Source organism: Bacillus sp. N6 (assembly GCF_052805735.1).
On the sequence record NZ_CM127843.1, the window covers coordinates 2,667,348 to 2,684,923 of the forward strand.

Here is a 17,576-nt window from a genome sequence, read left to right on the forward strand (position 1 = left end):
TATCGTATATAATTATGAACTAAGTGAAATGGGGGAATTTAGCAGGATATAATTATTACTTTAATGTACTTAGTTTTTCAATTGCTTGTTGTTCAGTTGCTAAGTAAAAAATGTCATTCCCTTTATTACATTCATAAATAAAATCCTTTAAGCTTTTACTAGTATACATAGAGAAATCTCCAACAATAGCAATCTTTACCTTGTAGTTTATAAACTTTTGAAGGATATCACCCGCAAGCCGTGTTTTTAGGTCAAAGAAATCTTCACTTATTAAAGATTTATGGATAATAATATGTTTCGCATCTACCTCATATTGAACTGTTGCCATAGTATCTAATGCAGACTGAACATCCGATATTAATACCTTATCGTTTCTAATGACCGCAATATTGATTCCATCGATTACTACTTTCTTTATTTCCATAGTCCCACCCCTTTATAATTTACACAGTATGAGTAAAATTGTTTTACAAAACTTTGTATTAATCATAGATTAAATTAGCCACAGCTATTAAAATCGCCCCTATTTTTTATTGTAAGTATATATTTTTTATTGTAAGTATATATTTTTTATTACTAATACGGTCAATGAAATTAATGATAGTTTCTCTTTTTTTATATTTTTGAATATATATATGGAATTGCCTTTACTTGTTATAAAAATATTGTGGAGTAACATAACTTAACAAACTATCCAAAGTGTTAATCTCGGCATACGGTTGTATTTTGGTAGTATTCTTGATCTTCTGAGGGTTAAACCACACACCTTTTATATTTACATTTTGAGGACCAGCAATATCCTTTTCTAAGTCATCACCAACAAATAAAGTATTTTCCGGCTGTAAATTTAGCTTATTTAATGCTAGTTCGAATATACGTTTATCAGGTTTACTAAATCCCACTTCTTCAGAAATAATGATTGTTTCAAAATACCTATTTAAATTCGTGTTAAATATTTTAGCTTTTTGCCTCTGAGTTGAGCCATTTGTTATAATTCCAACTTTAAAGTGCTTCTTTATTTGATTTAAGAAATGAATAGTATTTTGGTCTATTGAAAAACATCTAGGGAAATTATTATTCCAAAAATCTTGGATGTAATTGCGTGGCAATCTATACTTCGGCGTGAATTCATCAAACAATGATTCTAAAACTGTCGTTTTATTACTTATGCCATATTCTCTTTTATCGTATTCTTTGAATTTCTGTAACATGTTGCTTTTAGCCGCACCATCTACATTTTCATAACACTTTTCTAAAACAATTAAAAATAATGCCTCTACTGCTTTATCCCTATCAAGTAATGTATCATCTAAATCAAACAGCATCGCTTTATAACCCATCAAATCATTTCACAACCTTTCTAGCATTATATAAATCTTTCCAAGTTTGTACCTTTAAACTTTTGGTTTAGCAAGAACATTGTTATGTAGTGAGTAACGATTAAATAAAAACTAGATGAAAGAAATCCATAGTTCTTGGCACACACTCTAGTATTACAGTAGCTTCTTCTATATTGAAATTCCTTTTCCTCTTTTGGTAAAGAAGCAAAAGTATATTTTCGAGAATTTTAAGAAACTACATACAATTCACGTTATTATACATTAGTTTTTCGTAAATATTAATCGTACATCAATTCATACGATAAGTTTTTTTAAGCAATTATTTCTCCATAAAAAAGGAATATAGCTAATAATACTTTTTGGTAGTAAACGTCCTATGAAGTTTACTACTGTATCTCCACATAAACTCCAGATTGTACGGCTATAATGACTACCAGAGGTGATATTATGAAAAATTATCATATCCTCGTGGTTGAGGACGATCAAGAAATTCAGGAATTAATTAAACAATTTTTAATGACACAGCATTATACAGTGGTAGTCGCTTCAGATGGACTAGAGGGTATGACACAATTTAATAAGCAATCCTTTGATTTAATTCTTCTAGATGTCATGATGCCCAATCTTAATGGATTTGAAGTTTCTAAAATGATCCGAAGTCAGTCGAACGTACCAATTATTATGCTAACTGCGTTGGAAGAAGAGGAAGATCAAATGAAAGGATTCGATCTTGGGATCGATGATTATATAACAAAACCCTTTTCATTTCATGTTTTGATTAGACGAGTCGAAGCTGTACTTAGAAGAAGTTATGATAAAAATGTAAATAATCATTTGATATTTAAAGAAGTTCGTATCGATGTGGATGCATATAGAGTGTATGTAAATGACGTTGAAATTATATTAACGACAAAAGAGTTTGAAATTCTACAACTACTATTTCAAAATGAGAGAAAAGTACTTACAAGAGAAAATATCGTAGAGAAAGTTTGGGGGTACGATTATTTTGGAGAAACACGAATAATTGATACACATATTAAAAATCTACGTAAAAAATTAGCTATCCCTTATATTAAAACAATAAAGGGTATTGGTTATAAAATTGATGAATAGTATTGTGAAACTTATGAAGATGAAGCAAATTACTTATAAACTCTTTATGACTACATCTCTCATTTTGTTATCCTTTGCAGTATTGATTTATTTAACTTTATACTTCTTTCTCCCTACATTTTATGAGCAATACAAAACAGATCAACTTCAAACAGGCATAAAAGAAATCATTGATAAGTCTAAAGATCTTACGTTTCAAGATGCGATACCACTTTTTGATGAATATGGAAAAAAAAATAATGCGATGCTTTATCTTCAAAATAATGAGGGAATAATTAAATACTCTCCTTCATTTTCTTTTACTCAAAGTGGTTCGCAAACAACAGTAGTTACTAGAGCAACACGGTTCGAGAATGTAGGTACCCTTAGCAATTCATATAACGTTACGAAACCAATTCAATTCCAAGATGGTAGTTTAACGCTTATAGTCTTTGCTACATTTCAACCGATTGATGAAGCTTCACAGGTTTTAGTACGCTTTCTCCCCTATATTAGTATCATTGTACTCGTAATTGGTATAGGGAGTGCTTATTTTTATTCCAGGTTTATTACAAAGCCACTTATTTATATTAATGAAGGTGCACAAAAGATGGCAAATTTAGATTTCTCCGAAAAAATTGAGGTTCGCTCTACAGATGAGTTGGGAGAATTGTCTAATAGTTTGAATGACATGTCTATTAACTTACAACAAGCTATGTTTGATTTAAAAAAAGCAAATGAACAATTAAAAAATGATATTGAAAAAGAAAGAGAAATAGAAACAAAACGCAGAGAGTTTTTTGCGATTGTAGCACATGAATTAAAGTCCCCTCTTACTGTAATGAAAGGCTACTTAGAAGGGATGATTTATAATATTGGCCCTTATCAAAATCGCGATCAATATTTAAAGAAAAATCATCAAATTATTGAAAGTATGGAACAATTAGTTCGTGAAATTTTAAGCGTATCGAAATTAGAACAACACACCTTCAAACTAAAAGTAGAGAAAGTTAATCCTTCAAAGTTAATAGGTACAATCACAAAAGATCTCGAATTTTTTGCTTCTCAAAAGAGCATCGAAATAATAAAAGAAATTGATTCTGATCTTTCTATTTATACAGATTGTGCTCTTTTAGAAAAAGCATGTAAAAATATTATTCACAATGCGGTTATGTATTCACCACATAATGAAAAAGTCTATATAAAGTTAAGTGAGGATTCGAAACAAGGTCAAATCGAAATGCAAATTATAAATACAGGTGTCAATATTAAAGATGAAGATTTACAACAAATTTTCAAACCATTTTATCGAATTGAAAAATCAAGAAATCGAAATACTGGAGGAAGTGGTTTGGGGTTATATATTGTTAAACAAATTCTTGAAACGCTAGATATAAAGTATTCAATAAAAAATATGGAACATAGTGTGCAATTTCGCATGAGGATTCCATTATTTAAACACAAAAACAAACAAACTCTCCTTTAAATAGGACGAGTTTGTTTGTTTTTGTAGTAAATATAAACTTATTAACAGGTTTTTCACTTAATGGACAAATGCTGCTTCTTAAATGGCGATTATCATAAGTAGTGACAAACTGTATTCAATTTACATATTTATCTTCTACTTTTCAGATTAATTTGGAATTCTTTTATGATAAGCTATATGTAACGATTAAACATAAAACAAAAAGGATGATTCGTATGCAAATAAGACCAAAGGTAAGTGAATATAACTCCTATTATGCAACGTATACCAACTTAGTATTAGACGGAAATATCATACATATTCTAGAACAACAAATGAAGGAAACGAATCTTTTATTAAAGGGAATTTCTAATAGTGAGGGGCTTTTCCGGTATGCTCCTACTAAATGGAGTATAAAAGAAGTAATCGGTCATATAACAGATACAGAACGGATTATGGCGTATCGATTGCTATCAATCGCTCGAGGCGAGACAGCAGAACTTCCAGGCTATAATGATGATATGTATGTTCTTAGAGCTGCTTTTGATAAGCAATCTATGCAAGATCTTCTTGAGAATTTAATAGTTGTTCGCCAATCTACCCTGTATTTACTTAGAAGCTTAGATAAAGAAGCTTGGTCACAAAGAGGAAATGCGAATAATTCTGAAGTTACAGTTCGTGCATTAGCATACATCATTGCTGGTCATGAACTTCATCATCTTCAAATTATAAAAGAACGTTACCTTGGTTCTGATTTATATCCAGCAACTTAACATTTGAAGAAAATGAGTCCTATTTATGTAGGGCTCTTTTTCAGTATTTATAACGGATTAGTGCTTAGAACCATGGTGATTAAATGCATTTATTTATAAAGTCCACCACATAATATATATGCTATCCCCTTTTATTCTGTACATGAATTTCTTTAGGTTGATATACTACAAACTCAATATATCTGGAAAGGTGATGATATTATGTATGAACAGCAAAATAATAGAGATAGAGATCAAAAAATGATGTTTTCTATGCAGGGAGTTCCCTCAAATAAAATTAACATGAATCAATTACCTAAATGGATTAGAATTTTTGGCTATTGTGCGTTTGGTTGGATAATAGTAGTTAGTTTAATTATGATTGTAGGTTTAATTCTGCAATAACTATGTGTGATTATCCCATGATATAGGTAACCAATTATAATAAAAAGAACTTGTAGAATATCATACAAGTTCTTTTTCAAATATTATTAAAACGGGAACAACAAACTATTTTAACATTCAGTACAGGGAGACCATTTTGGTTATGGCTTGATATTATTATAAATCAAATATAAACTTTTGAAAGGAATGGATTTTGAAAATTATGTGAATTTAATAACTACGATATTTATATTAAATTTCATTTACGACCAACTTCTTCTTACTTAAATACACCGCACGATCTGATTTTTTTGCAACCTCCTGTGAGTGAGTCACAACAATAATGCATTTATTCTCTTTATGTGCAAGTTCTTGAAACAGTTCTATTATATCCATTGCGGTTTCTTCGTCGAGGTTTCCTGTCGGCTCATCTGCAATTAGTAAATCAACATTACAAGATAGTGCTCGAGCGATTGCTACACGCTGTTGTTGCCCGCCACTTAGTTGCAATACGTTTCGTTTCGCTTCAAGTTCTGTGAGTCCTACCCTCTCTAATAATTCTAATGCTCTTGCTGTTTTATTTTGCACTTTAACACCTGTAATTTCCATTGCTGTTAAGACGTTTTGAAGAGCGGTCATATAGGTAATTAAGTTATAAGATTGGAAAATTACAGATACATTTTGATTACGGTATCGATCCAAACCAATTTTTCTAATATCTTTGCCATTATACAGTACATAACCATTTTTAGGGACATCTAGTCCACAACCTAAGCTCAGAGTTGTAGTTTTACCAGATCCAGATGGTCCTAAAATCGTGTAGAAATGTCCTTTTTGAAAAGAAAAGTTAACATTATCTAGTATCGCTACATTTTTTCCGTTACTTTCATAATAATAATCCAAATTTTTAAACTGTAAAATCGTCTCCATATCGAGCCTCCTCATTCATCTTTTAAAAGAATTTGTTTTGGGTTTAAACGTAGAATAGATAATGCTGGAAGAAGCGTTGCTATTATAGCAATAGCTAGTCCAATCCCACCCATTTTTCCTACATCTTCTCCTGTTACACTTACATCAATTTTATCAATTGGATCTTCTTTTTGATTTTGTAGAGTACCACCGGGTCCAGCCATCATTACAGTACCATGTTGCGAGGTATCTGTTTCTTCGCTTGCAGTAGCAATTTCATTCGAAAGTAAATTATCCCCGATATATTGAGAAACTTTAGCTCCTGTTGTTATGGATAATCCAAATGCTAAAATAGCGACACACACTACTTCTACTACGAATTGCGCCATCAGTTTCCACTTTTTCTCTCCAATAGACAATAGAATTCCCATTTCTTTACGACGCCCTTTAATTGATAGCATAATGATTAATCCTAAAATGATCGCACCTGCAATCGATACAATATAAATGATCATTTGAGAAGTCGAAGAGATATTTTCGATAGGACCAATCATTTGCTTGTACAATGAATCATGCGCATCTAATTTATAATAATTAAAATCAATATTAGATTTTTTTGCTTCTTTTTTAAATGCATCAATATATTGTGGATCATTCAAGAAATACACGACTTGAACACTACTTATACCTTGGTCTACTTCTAATTTTTTCATAGTTGAATGCGGCATATATAGTTTATTAGCTGGATCCATAATAGGAGGAGCCTGTTGACCCATTGCTTGCTCATTTGTTTCGTAAATACCGATAATTTCAACCTCAAGGGTTTCCTTCTTATCCCCTGATTGCACTTTAACTTTGTCTCCTACTTTCAAATTGTTTAATTCCGCTAATCGTTTTTCCATTAAAGCTACATTCTGATCCTTCATTTGCTCTGTAATTGGTTTTCCATCAATGATTTTACTTTTTCCGTTTTTAAAGCTTTCTTGTAATGCAGTCTTGCGAACTCCCTCAATCATAAAAGAAGCATTCATATCTATTTCTGTACCAGAGCTTGAACCGCCTCGCACAGCCGCCATTCCGGCTTTACCTTTTCCTTCTTCTTCTGAAGCTCCTACTAGTTTAAGTCCATCAGAAATACCAAAAGTGTTAGCTATGTAATTATAGTCTTTTACATACTTGGATTTCGCTAATTGATCTGTTTCTTTTGTATCGAGCTGCGGTGGATTTGGCATTTCTCCAGTTTCCTTAGCTTTTTGACCTAATTTGTCGAAATCAAGACCTAAAGTAACATCTGCACCAAGTTTTTTTCTCGCAGCATCCGCTGCTTTTTTTGACGCATTTTGGATTGTGAAACCTGAAAGAACCAAATTTGTAACAATCAGAAAAACTGCCATCAAAATTAATGATGTTCCTATCCTTTTTTTCATACTGAGAATTGCTCGTTTCATAAAATTCATTTTTTCTTACCTCCTTGATATCTTGTATTCTATATAGGTTATCTAGAGTTTATATGGAGCTAATCGGTAGTTTAACTAGAGAAATAAGGAGTTTATGTGTAGTTATTTACCTGTTCCAAAAAAGCTAGAACACAAATTCAAAAACGCAGCCGTTTTTGAATATTGGTAAGGAGTTATTCCGTTTAATAAATTTATATAAAGGTTAAGATTAATTTAATGTATGTAGCACAAAAAATATTTACTGTGTAATTTCTATACAATAAATATAGAGAAACTTATTTGGATATCTATAATATAGGGATTTTAATATAGTTACTGTATCTCATACAAATCACGTCGCTTTAAAAGGTGCATCTTTTAATACGAAAATAAGCAAGTTAATATTCTCTTATATGAATAAGAATATTAACTTACTTTTTAGATTTTAGTATAATTTATTTATAGTTTTATTTTATTGCAAGCTTTATAATATGATATACAAATTTATCACCTACTATTAGGAAAAGAGAATATTTTATAATTAATTTACAACATAAATTTTGTCCATGTTTTAAACAATATGTATTTTGGAGGAGGTTAATTTGATTTTTTCAAAACTCATTGATCGTTACACCTTATATGATTTACACAAAAAAAGAAGTGTAGCGTTTCAGTATACTTCCCTTTCTAACACTTCATTAAATATAAAGGACATAGAATCTTTTTATAAAGTAAAACCATCCTATATTCATTTTGACATTAAGCATTCAAAACAGGAAAAGGAATACATGGTTGGGCAATTCAAATATAAAAGCTCGGTTCAATCCGGTGATTCACGCAACGACTCTGTAACTGGGGAATTATTCTTACATAAAAATGAAAATGCACCTCATGTTATCTTTGTTCACGGTTGGAGAATGGATTCTAACGAACGTGTGAAAAAAATATTCCACGATCATATGACCAGCCTGAAGTGGAATATGTATTATTTCACTCTACCCTATCATTTTGAAAGAAAACCCGATCAATCCTTTTTCAGTGGAGAGTATATGGTAAGTGCAAATATTGAACGAACAGTACAAGCAACTAGACAAGCGGTAGCTGATTTACGAGCTTTGATTAAATGGATTAAAGCAAATAAAAATGGTCCCCTGATTCTAATAGGAATTAGTTTAGGTGGATTTATTACTAACTTAACCTCTCTTGTTGAAGAAGAAATTGATGTGTTAGCATCCATTTTCTATGCAAATCGAATCTCTTATTCAATTTGGAATACAACTCCAGGTAAATTTATTAGAGAAGACTTGGAACATCATGGTGTAACGTATGATGATTTAATAGATTATTGGAAAATCACTGAACCGAGTCAAGCATTACCAAAAGTAAAAAAAGAAAATATTTTATTAATTTCAGGTAAGCATGATCTATATGTGCATTCTGAGGATACAGACTACTTGTGGGAATCTTGGGAAAGGCCTACACGATATATTTATACATGTGGGCATGCCGGGATAGTTCTTAAACGTAAAAAAATTGCAACTGATACTATCAATTTTATTCAAAATCGATTGAACTCCCTGCACTTATCCAATGACAGGTCTTAAATTGTGAGATTACTAAGTAGGGGTAGTACCAACATTCGTACACTAAGATTCTTTCAACATAAAGATTGTTGATAACTTGTACGTGTCAGTAATGCTGGTGTTACTTTAAATACAAAGAGCATGTTTTAAAAAATGATAATAACATGCTCTAAACTTATCTATTTATTTTTATTCCTTACAGATATCTATAGATAATATTGAAACATCCCATGTATTAAAACGTGTTCCCTGCAGTGCATTTATGTATCGATCTGCTGACTTCTGAACAGCAAGGTCCACATGCTTTGACACGACTCGATGAAAAGCATTATAAATACGGTTGAATGGTAGCCCTTTTACTATATCCGTCAGCAATTTTACTTTACTAGCAGTGGATGTAGATAACTGTACATGAAACTCACTCACTGACAGTTGGCAATCACTTGAAAAATATCACCTGTTAGCAAAATGCCTTAATATAATTTCCAACTTTCCAGTGTAAAACAGTTCTTCCTTTAAAATGACCTCCAAGACGATTTAATGTAATGCCATTTGGTTATTCAAAAGACTCACATACTTGTATACTCAAAATCCCTTTGATTTGTTTTTTGATGGTAAAACATGTTTCTCTACTCTTCCATATAGAGTAAGCAACTTGTTGATAAAAGAAAATTTCGGTATAAACCAATACGAAAATAACGCTGAAACACATCCTATTAAAGCCCCTATTACTACATCAAAAGGATAATGAACTCCTACCCAAATACGAGAGATTGCCACACAAAATGCAAGTATAAGCCATAACCATCCAGTCTTCTTACGAACAAGCCAAAATGAAAAACAAATCGAAAAAAAGAGAATCGTATGGTCGCTAGGAAATGAATTATCTATAGCATGATTGACAAGTTTATTAACATCAGGTAATACTGCAAACGGTTGATAATTCAAATGAAATTTCCCTGCTATTTTCCCGATTACCTCGGCAATTACAAAAGCAACCAGCGCTTGAATAACCATCATTCTACTTTTTCTGGACCCAGTAAACCAATAAGCTAAAATAATTAAAGCAAAAATATATACCATATATTCTGCCAAAAATACCATGGCTGAGTTTAGGAATGAATATTGTTTACCTAAATCATTAATTGCTCGAAAAACATCAATATTGAATTGAGAAAAAGACATTTCAAATCCCTCCTTTTTAGTAAGGTGTTTTACTGATTTCCATATACTTTCATTACATAAATAGTTTTGGTTATTGTATCTATCTAAAAATATCAACCTCTTATGACATCACTTTCTTCTTTTTCACTTTAATAAAAAAAGAAAAAGGAAAACATCGAACTTTCTTACAAACATTCATGCATTCTTACAGTTTTGTCATTTTCTTGTCATTTTGTAAATAGGTTCATCGTCTTGCCTTTTGATATTTTCAAGAACTCTTATATCTACAATTATGGAAACCCTAATTTCACATGAAAAAGAGAAGAACCTTGGTGAGTTCTTCTCTTTTTGTTTATTAAATTGTAATATAATTACAGTATGTGAAATTATATTATTTTAACTTTAAAACAAATGAACTTAATGCAGGAACTTTAATTTTATTGTCATGGACAACATAAAGTGGTTTACTTCCCGCCTGCTTCCCGTCTACTAGTACTTTCCAAGGCCCTTTCGATGGAAGTGTTATTTCAACCGCTTCTCTATTTGCATTGTGAGCCACCGTAAAGTATTCATTTTTATTCCCCTCTATTGTATAAGCTACCGTATTTTTCGGGGCACCTATAAATGAAACTTGTGTTTTTATTTGCTCTGCAGATGTCATTCGAAAAGCTGAGTACTTTTTGCGTAATTCTATTAAGCCCTTCATATAATCTACTTCATTATTAAACGTTGCACGGCGCAGCCAATCCATCTGGTTAATTGAATCTGGAGATTTGTAACTATTATGATCACCATATTTCGTCCGCATAAACTCTTGCCCTGCATGTAAAAATGGAATTCCTTGTGATGTTAATAAAATCGAAGAAGACAATTTGTGCATTTGTTTTCGCACTTCATCGTTGTCACCTGGATTAGTTAACTCAAGTTTATCCCATAATGTATGATTGTCATGTGCTTCCACATAAGTTAGCACCTGCTCTGGATCTTGATAGGTAGACGAATTTGTATCGTAGTCAATACCTGCCGTAATACCTTTTTTAATACGATCTTCCATGTTTTCCTTTCCATTTATAAAACCATTTTCCTTCTCTTCAAATACACTACCTTTCAATCCATCACGTATATTATCATTAAAATGAGCAATCCCTTTCATTTTCTCTGCATTTTTTTGATTTGCTTTCAGCTCAGCTGCAAGAGGTGTATTTAAATCCCATCCTTCTCCGTGTAGTATAATAGAAGGGTCAATTTGATTAACAGCTTTACGTATTTCATTCATCGTTTCATAATCATGAATACCCATTAAATCAAAACGGAATCCATCTAAATTGTATTCTTTTGCCCAATATGTGACGGAATCCATCATAAATTTCCTCATCATTTTTCTTTCTGAAGCAGTATCGTTTCCTACTCCAGTTCCATTTGCAAATGTTCCATCTTCATTGTAACGATAATAATAACCTGGAACTAACTTATGAAAATTAGACTCAGCAGCGTTATACATATGGTTATATACTACATCCATCACCACACGAAGATTATTATCATGCAGTGTTTGAACCATTTGCTTTAATTCAGTTATTCGAACAGTCGGCTCATAAGGATTTGTAGAATAGGAGCCTTCTGGAACGTTGAAATTTTTAGGATCATATCCCCAGTTATATTGCGGTTCATTTAAAGTCTCTTCATTTACAGAAGCATAATCAAATATTGGTAAAAACTGAACGTGAGTAACACCAAGATCCTTTATATGATCAAGTCCTGTTTTTACACCTTCTGGCCCTTTTGTTCCTTTTTCTGTTACACCTAAATACTTCCCTTTCTGTTTAATACCACTTTCAGATTGGATGGAAAGATCGCGTACATGTAACTCATAAATAATAGCATCTTCCGGATTTTTAAATTTTGGCTTTTTGTTTGCTTTCCATTTTTTCGGATTTGTTTCTTCTAAATTAACGACTGCACCTTTATCCCCATTTACAGAAGCAGCACGCACATATGGATCAACTGCTTCAGTCCACTTATCACCAATTTTGACCTTATACGTATAAAAGAGCCCTTTTTGGTTCCCTTTTAGTTCTGCAGTCCAAGTTCCTTTTACACTTTGCTGCATGTTTATTTCAGTACCTATTTTATCGTTCCATTTTTTATATGTAACTAACTTCGCTTCACTTGCAGTAGGAGCCCATACACGGAACTTTGTATGTTGCGCGGTATATGTATTCCCTAAATCGTTACCACTATAATAAAATAAATTATCAAATTCCTCGCTACGAATGACTTTACCAATTTCAGTATTCGTATCAGCTAAGTTTTCTATTTTAAGTTTGTATGTTTGTTTTAAATCAATTTTCTGTTCCGTAATTATTTTAACCTTATTAGTAATATCTCCACTGTTTATATCATAAGGACTAATATTCTTAATTTTAATGCCTTCAATTTCAATTTTCTTTTCCCTAATATTAAAGGGGACATTAGTCGTTACAGTAATTTCATGGAAACTATCAATAGTTGCTTTTTGAATTGAGAGATCCGATGAAGGCTTAGAGTTATATACTTTTTCATCACCCGAAAGAATCCATACTTCAGCACGACCGTCCTTTATATTTTCAATCCAACGATCTCCACCATCTTTTTCCCATTCATTTGTTCGAACTATAAATCCTACACGATTATAGTCACCGTCTATTTTTATCTTAGCGTATTTTCCAAATTCATCTTCACCAGTAAATTCATAAGATGTACCATTTGCATTTTCACCCCATAACCAAAGATTCCAGTCTTTTGTATTTCCAAGCTTCTCTTTGTAATGAATGATAATTTCAGTTGTTTTCGAATTTGAAATTGCCTTCACACTCTGAAAGGAGAAAACAGATGATAACATAACGATTATGGTAAGTAATAAGAATGATTTGTTAATTAACCTTTTTGTAATTTGCACCACATACACCCTTTCTTCAAATATTACTAGCGATTTATTATGCTTACACTGAATAACACTGCTTAAATTAATCTAGAAATCTCTTTTAATTCACCTCCATATTGGCTATTTTCACGTATGTATTTCAATGACCTTTTAATACGAAAACGTTTGCATTAATTGCTTAAAAAAATAGATTTGTGTATGCCCTCATATATTTGTAAATGCTAAAAGGTCAGGGAAATCATTTTAAAGCAATCGTTTGTTATCGCTTTCATTTTATAGACTTTCTATCAAGAGGTCAATATATTATTAATTTTCTGTTTTTACACACTTTAAACCTTATTTATTTGTCGCAACTTCTTACAGATAACGCACCTAATTATTGCTTAGTCAGTTTATTTCCAACAATACATTGCTAAGTAAAAAAACAGCTAATATCCTTAAAATGATATTAGCTGTTTTTCATAATGTATTAATATATGAATGATAACTATATTTCTAAATTACTTAATTTTTGCTGCATCAAATGCCTTTTGAACTGCTTGAACTTCAGCTGTATTTGCACCATATTTATTAGTTGCCACTCGAATACATGCTGATCTCAATTCTTTGAAATTAGAAGTCATGTTTAACTCATCAGTATTTGCATAATAGAAAATATCAAACATTTTATCTTCACCAATTCCTTTAACAGTCACTCCGTTATGAGTTCCGCCTTTTGCAATGAGATACGCAACTTTATTAATAATACTTGAATTAAAATGAACACCGCCTTGATCCCATCCATTAAAATCGTTAAATTCACTGTAATCATCTGGATAAGGTACTCCAAGTGAAGATGGAACAGAAGCTGGGTTTTCCATATCACGGAAAACAGATCCCGTTTGTTCTCCCATTGTCCAGTTAAAGTTGCCATTATTTACGTATTTCTCAATAGATGTTCCCATTATATCAGATAGTGCCTCATTAATTGCACCGGATTCCCCGTAATATTCAAGATTAGATTCGCTAGAAGTAACAGCATGTGTAAATTCATGTCCAGCTACGTCATATGCTTTAACAATAGGATCACCATATACAAGCATACTTCCATTATTAGCACTTAATGCATTCTGCCAATTCTTCGGATCATTCGTCTCTTCAGAATCCCAAGCGTGTACAACTGAAACTACCTTTTGTCCCTTATTATCAAAGCTATTACGCTTGTATTTATCTTTATAAAAATCAAATACTTTTGTTGCTAAGTAATGAGCACTTACTGCTTTTGGATCGTTAAATGTTGCCGAAGTACTAGTCGCTAATGTACCAGGATAATAGCTTTCTTCTTTAGTAATATCTCTGTAATTCACATCATATGTTTCAATTCCTTGCCCTCTTGTATAATCAGCAAGAGCATATTTGCCATTACTTTGTTTAGAGATACCAAATGAACGATTAATACCTAAATCATCTTTTCCTGTTCCGGTTAATGATGTAAGACTGCTTTGTTTACTTTTCTTTAAAGCGCCAACTAGTTTGTCACTGGCTTTTAAGTTAGATTCTTGTACCATATTTTTTAACATATCACCATTTTGTGCATTTACTAAATAAGTACCAGAAACATAGTTTGGTGTTGCAGCTTCAAATTTAACTTGGTATGCATTTTTAGCTTGTCCATTATTTTCATCAACAAAAATAACCTCTTTAACTTCTGGCTCAGTAATAAACTTGATATCGTTCCCGTACTTCGTATAAATAAATTGTTTTGCTTCATCTTTTGATAGATTAATAGGTTTTTTCAATTCTTCTTGTTTTAAATTTTGCGCGCTATCACCTGAAACACTTTTAATAACACCATTATTATCTACGTGTGCAGTTAATTGATGACCATATACTTCTTTTCCTTCGTATGTTTGCTGCATACGTACAAGTGTAGTTCCATCATACGAACCACGTTTTTGAAGGACTTTATAATCTACTCCTGCTTCTCCATTGACTTGTTTTTGGGAGAGAGCTTGCTCTGTTTTCTCCTTAAGTGCATCCTTTACTACATTTTCTGGTGTCTTTTGTGACGGTTGTGTCAGTTCACCCGAACGGAACGATTCTTCCTGAATTTGAACTTGTAGTTGATCTGTTTCCTCTGCATGACCTACCCCATATGGTGCCACAGCTGTTAAAGCTAATCCTGTTGTTAATGCTACCTTAGTTAATGTCTTTTTGTTTTTCATTATTTCACCTCGTATAATTTTTGAAATAGAAAGCTTGTACAAAGTATACTGTCTATTCCTGTCGGAAAAAAGAGAAAATACAAAATTTATGTAACATTATGCAAAATTACATAAATTGTGGTCAATATTATAAATAATGAACGGAACACATATGTACATTAATTTGAATAAAAGAGAGTCCTTATAGGCGCTCATCCAATTGGTTAGCTATTAATTATCTATATTCATTGTAATAAAAGTATACTTACCTCTAAATAACAACATAAAAACCCACTCTTTACTATTTTAAGAGTGGGTTTAATGTTATTAAAATAACAATTACTATAAGAAACCTTATAATTTATATTTTTTTAGTAATCCTACTAAGTTTTTTGTAAAATTCACCTTTCGTTTTTATATGCTTAAACTGATTTGGATTAATATTTGCTTTTTGTGAGAGTGCTACAATCTCTTCTTTTGAAATTGAGTCTTTCGTATTTATAGATGCTATATTTGTGTATTTTCCGTCTTCTGTTTTTGGAATTTCTAAAATCCCTTTATTCACAAGATCAACTACAGCCTTATGCTCTGAAGAATGTAAATCTACACCAGTAATTTTCCAATTACGCATAACTTTTGGTGTGTATACACCGTTCTTTACCTCTTTTAAATATGTAATAGCAAGGTTACGAATGGTTCCACCTGTTTCTCCAAATGCATTCTCTTGTTTAGATGACCAAATTTGTTCAAACTTACGCCCCTCTAAAGCTCCTCCTTTTGCCTGAAGAGCCTCCATTCTATATGCATTCATTCCCAGCGTCATAACATCGCTCATTTTGATTGGTTTGTTTGTACGAATAGAGCGTAAATTTGTAATTCTACTTCCGTATGGTTTTGTTAAGTCAATTTCGTATTTTACGCCTCCAAAGAAATCGTTCGTACTGTATTTAGATGCACGGCGGGTTTTATCAAAGCTAACGGTTACATCTCCGGCACGAGATGAGTTAAAATATCCTGCTGCCCATTCCATATAGTCTTTTAAATCTTTTCCAGAAATCTTATATACTGTAATTTCTCCCAAGGCATATTGGTAATTATACGCAATATCTTTTTTCTTAATAGGACCTGTATCCAAACGGGCATAATCATTATCAATTTGATGGGCTACTACATCTGCTTTACTGTAGTAGAGCATGACTTCATGAAAGAAATCTGATAAAGGTGTTTCTTGAACCTGAACACTTGGGATACCCTTTATTTCATTTTCAGGAACAAGATTTCTACCCTTTAATTGAGCGACTACAACATTTGCATCTCCTCTCGCATATTCGTGAAAAGGTGTTAGTGTTTCTTCAAGTGTAGGATCAGATAATATCGTTGTTCCATCAGCATTTTTTACAGGTATAGCGGTAGCAGTTTTATCTTTTAAAACCAACTTCCCATCTTGCTTTGTAAAAGTAAGGTCAATACGTGAAATATGTGTTCCATATTTATCTGGTTCTGTAATAATTACGCCATTTACAACTTCTTTTTTTACAAGTTTATGCATATGAGCCGCAAAAATAGCACTTAGTTCCGGACAAGCATTTGCAATATCTTGAACACCAGTACCAGGGATACCATTCTCATTTTCTAGTCCCATATGCATAACTCCTACCATTACATCTACTTTACCTTCTAATTCCTTAATTGCCTTTTTCGTCTCTTCTACCGGATTTTTCACCACTAAACCATTTAAGTGATCTGTCCCTTTTTCAAAATCACTAATCATTGGTGTATTCATACCAATAATCCCAACTTTAATTCCACCTTTCTCTACAATTGTATATGCAGGAAGAAAGCTCTCTCCATTTTCCTTGTAAATATTTCCTGCTAACGTTTTTCCCTTATATTGCTCACTAACTTTTTTCAATGTATCTAATCCAAAGTTGAATTCATGATTTCCAAATGCCCAGGCGTCATATCCCATTGTATTCATCGCTACCATCATTGGCGATTGTGGCTTATCGTTGAATAATTCTACTGAGTTTCCTTGAATTGTATCCCCGGCATCTACTAATATGGTATTTGGATTTTCTTGACGGACCTTCTTTATAACCGTATAAAGCTGCGTCAAACTTCCACTCATATTTGCTCCATCAAGCGCATAATCCCAAGGCATAAATCTACCATGAATATCTGCAGTACCTAACAATGTGATATTAACTTCAGATTCCTCAGCCTTAGAGATAGATGGTTTGACTATTACTGCCGTTCCAAGCAGTAATAGAATTACAAAGTAACATACATAGTTCTTCCATTTCATTTTTTGCATAATAATAATAATATTTCTCCCCTTTTTGTAC

Annotated in this window: 13 protein-coding genes and 1 pseudogene; 5 read left to right on the forward strand and 9 right to left on the reverse strand. The window is 32.1% G+C overall.

The window, feature by feature from the left end:
- Positions 1 to 55: 55 nt before the first annotated feature.
- Both ACUXVC_RS13670 and ACUXVC_RS13675 read right to left on the reverse strand, forming a co-directional pair.
- Complete coding sequence (locus ACUXVC_RS13670) at positions 56 to 424, reverse strand: DUF4180 domain-containing protein (protein ID WP_000403464.1); 369 nt, start codon at positions 422 to 424, stop codon at positions 56 to 58.
- Between the two features lie 223 nt (positions 425 to 647).
- Positions 648 to 1,340 carry an HAD-IA family hydrolase gene (locus ACUXVC_RS13675; RefSeq protein ID WP_000540709.1) on the reverse strand — a complete coding sequence of 231 codons (693 nt, stop codon included), beginning with the start codon at positions 1,338 to 1,340 and terminating at the stop codon, positions 648 to 650.
- Positions 1,341 to 1,787: 447 nt separating this feature from the next.
- On the opposite strand from ACUXVC_RS13675, the gene ACUXVC_RS13680 reads away from it, so the two are divergent.
- The 4 genes from ACUXVC_RS13680 to ACUXVC_RS13695 all read left to right on the forward strand — a co-directional run bounded on the left by ACUXVC_RS13680 (position 1,788) and on the right by ACUXVC_RS13695 (position 5,054).
- Positions 1,788 to 2,453 carry a response regulator transcription factor gene (locus ACUXVC_RS13680; protein ID WP_000800727.1) on the forward strand — a complete coding sequence of 222 codons (666 nt, stop codon included), beginning with the start codon at positions 1,788 to 1,790 and terminating at the stop codon, positions 2,451 to 2,453.
- Complete coding sequence (locus ACUXVC_RS13685; RefSeq protein ID WP_446026148.1) at positions 2,446 to 3,918, forward strand: ATP-binding protein; 1,473 nt, start codon at positions 2,446 to 2,448, stop codon at positions 3,916 to 3,918. Before ACUXVC_RS13680 ends, ACUXVC_RS13685 begins: the two co-directional genes overlap by 8 nt.
- 215 nt (positions 3,919 to 4,133) lie before the next feature.
- Complete coding sequence (locus tag ACUXVC_RS13690) at positions 4,134 to 4,670, forward strand: DinB family protein (RefSeq protein ID WP_446026149.1); 537 nt, start codon at positions 4,134 to 4,136, stop codon at positions 4,668 to 4,670.
- Between the two features lie 201 nt (positions 4,671 to 4,871).
- Positions 4,872 to 5,054, forward strand: coding sequence for a hypothetical protein (locus ACUXVC_RS13695; protein WP_144465234.1), 183 nt, complete (start codon positions 4,872 to 4,874; stop codon positions 5,052 to 5,054).
- 231 nt (positions 5,055 to 5,285) lie between these two features.
- Here ACUXVC_RS13695 and ACUXVC_RS13700 read toward each other — a convergent pair whose 3' ends face one another.
- The gene (locus ACUXVC_RS13700) at positions 5,286 to 5,963 is read right to left on the reverse strand and encodes an ABC transporter ATP-binding protein (protein ID WP_000447853.1); all 678 of its coding nucleotides are present in this window, start codon (positions 5,961 to 5,963) and stop codon (positions 5,286 to 5,288) included.
- Between the two features lie 11 nt (positions 5,964 to 5,974).
- Entirely contained in the window at positions 5,975 to 7,399 is a 1,425-nt protein-coding gene (locus ACUXVC_RS13705; RefSeq protein ID WP_095690762.1) for an ABC transporter permease, read from the reverse strand.
- Positions 7,400 to 7,980: 581 nt separating this feature from the next.
- Between ACUXVC_RS13705 and ACUXVC_RS13710 the strand changes: the two genes are divergently transcribed.
- The gene (locus tag ACUXVC_RS13710) at positions 7,981 to 8,982 is read left to right on the forward strand and encodes an alpha/beta hydrolase (protein ID WP_144465235.1); all 1,002 of its coding nucleotides are present in this window, start codon (positions 7,981 to 7,983) and stop codon (positions 8,980 to 8,982) included.
- A gap of 168 nt (positions 8,983 to 9,150) precedes the next feature.
- Here the strand turns inward: ACUXVC_RS13710 and ACUXVC_RS13715 are convergent.
- The 5 genes and pseudogenes from ACUXVC_RS13715 to ACUXVC_RS13735 all read right to left on the reverse strand — a co-directional run.
- Positions 9,151 to 9,508: pseudogene (locus ACUXVC_RS13715) on the reverse strand (hypothetical protein); the annotation flags it as partial.
- A 38-nt stretch (positions 9,509 to 9,546) separates the two neighbouring features.
- On the reverse strand, positions 9,547 to 10,146 hold the full coding sequence (locus tag ACUXVC_RS13720) for an undecaprenyl-diphosphatase (protein WP_088023967.1): 600 nt from the start codon (positions 10,144 to 10,146) through the stop codon (positions 9,547 to 9,549).
- A 370-nt stretch (positions 10,147 to 10,516) separates the two neighbouring features.
- Positions 10,517 to 13,063 (reverse strand): type I pullulanase, encoded by a 2,547-nt coding sequence (pulA, locus tag ACUXVC_RS13725; protein WP_144465237.1) that lies wholly within the window; start codon positions 13,061 to 13,063, stop codon positions 10,517 to 10,519.
- 485 nt (positions 13,064 to 13,548) lie between these two features.
- On the reverse strand, positions 13,549 to 15,252 hold the full coding sequence (locus tag ACUXVC_RS13730) for a M4 family metallopeptidase (protein WP_089171193.1): 1,704 nt from the start codon (positions 15,250 to 15,252) through the stop codon (positions 13,549 to 13,551).
- Positions 15,253 to 15,592: 340 nt separating this feature from the next.
- Positions 15,593 to 17,545: a bifunctional metallophosphatase/5'-nucleotidase gene (locus ACUXVC_RS13735; RefSeq protein WP_446025705.1), complete on the reverse strand. Its 1,953-nt coding sequence runs from the start codon at positions 17,543 to 17,545 to the stop codon at positions 15,593 to 15,595.
- Between the last annotated feature and the right edge of the window lie 31 nt (positions 17,546 to 17,576).

Excerpts from the sequence above, each read along its gene's own strand:
- ACUXVC_RS13670 (WP_000403464.1), bottom strand. The coding sequence starts at position 424 with ATGGAAATAAAGAAAGTAGTAATCGATGGAATCAATATTGCGGTCATT.
- ACUXVC_RS13675 (WP_000540709.1), bottom strand. The coding sequence starts at position 1,340 with ATGGGTTATAAAGCGATGCTGTTTGATTTAGATGATACATTACTTGAT.
- ACUXVC_RS13680 (WP_000800727.1), top strand. The coding sequence starts at position 1,788 with ATGAAAAATTATCATATCCTCGTGGTTGAGGACGATCAAGAAATTCAG.
- ACUXVC_RS13685 (WP_446026148.1), top strand. The coding sequence starts at position 2,446 with ATGAATAGTATTGTGAAACTTATGAAGATGAAGCAAATTACTTATAAA.
- ACUXVC_RS13690 (WP_446026149.1), top strand. The coding sequence starts at position 4,134 with ATGCAAATAAGACCAAAGGTAAGTGAATATAACTCCTATTATGCAACG.
- ACUXVC_RS13695 (WP_144465234.1), top strand. The coding sequence starts at position 4,872 with ATGTATGAACAGCAAAATAATAGAGATAGAGATCAAAAAATGATGTTT.
- ACUXVC_RS13700 (WP_000447853.1), bottom strand. The coding sequence starts at position 5,963 with ATGGAGACGATTTTACAGTTTAAAAATTTGGATTATTATTATGAAAGT.
- ACUXVC_RS13705 (WP_095690762.1), bottom strand. The coding sequence starts at position 7,399 with ATGAATTTTATGAAACGAGCAATTCTCAGTATGAAAAAAAGGATAGGA.
- ACUXVC_RS13720 (WP_088023967.1), bottom strand. The coding sequence starts at position 10,146 with ATGTCTTTTTCTCAATTCAATATTGATGTTTTTCGAGCAATTAATGAT.
- ACUXVC_RS13730 (WP_089171193.1), bottom strand. The coding sequence starts at position 15,252 with ATGAAAAACAAAAAGACATTAACTAAGGTAGCATTAACAACAGGATTA.
- ACUXVC_RS13735 (WP_446025705.1), bottom strand. The coding sequence starts at position 17,545 with ATGCAAAAAATGAAATGGAAGAACTATGTATGTTACTTTGTAATTCTA.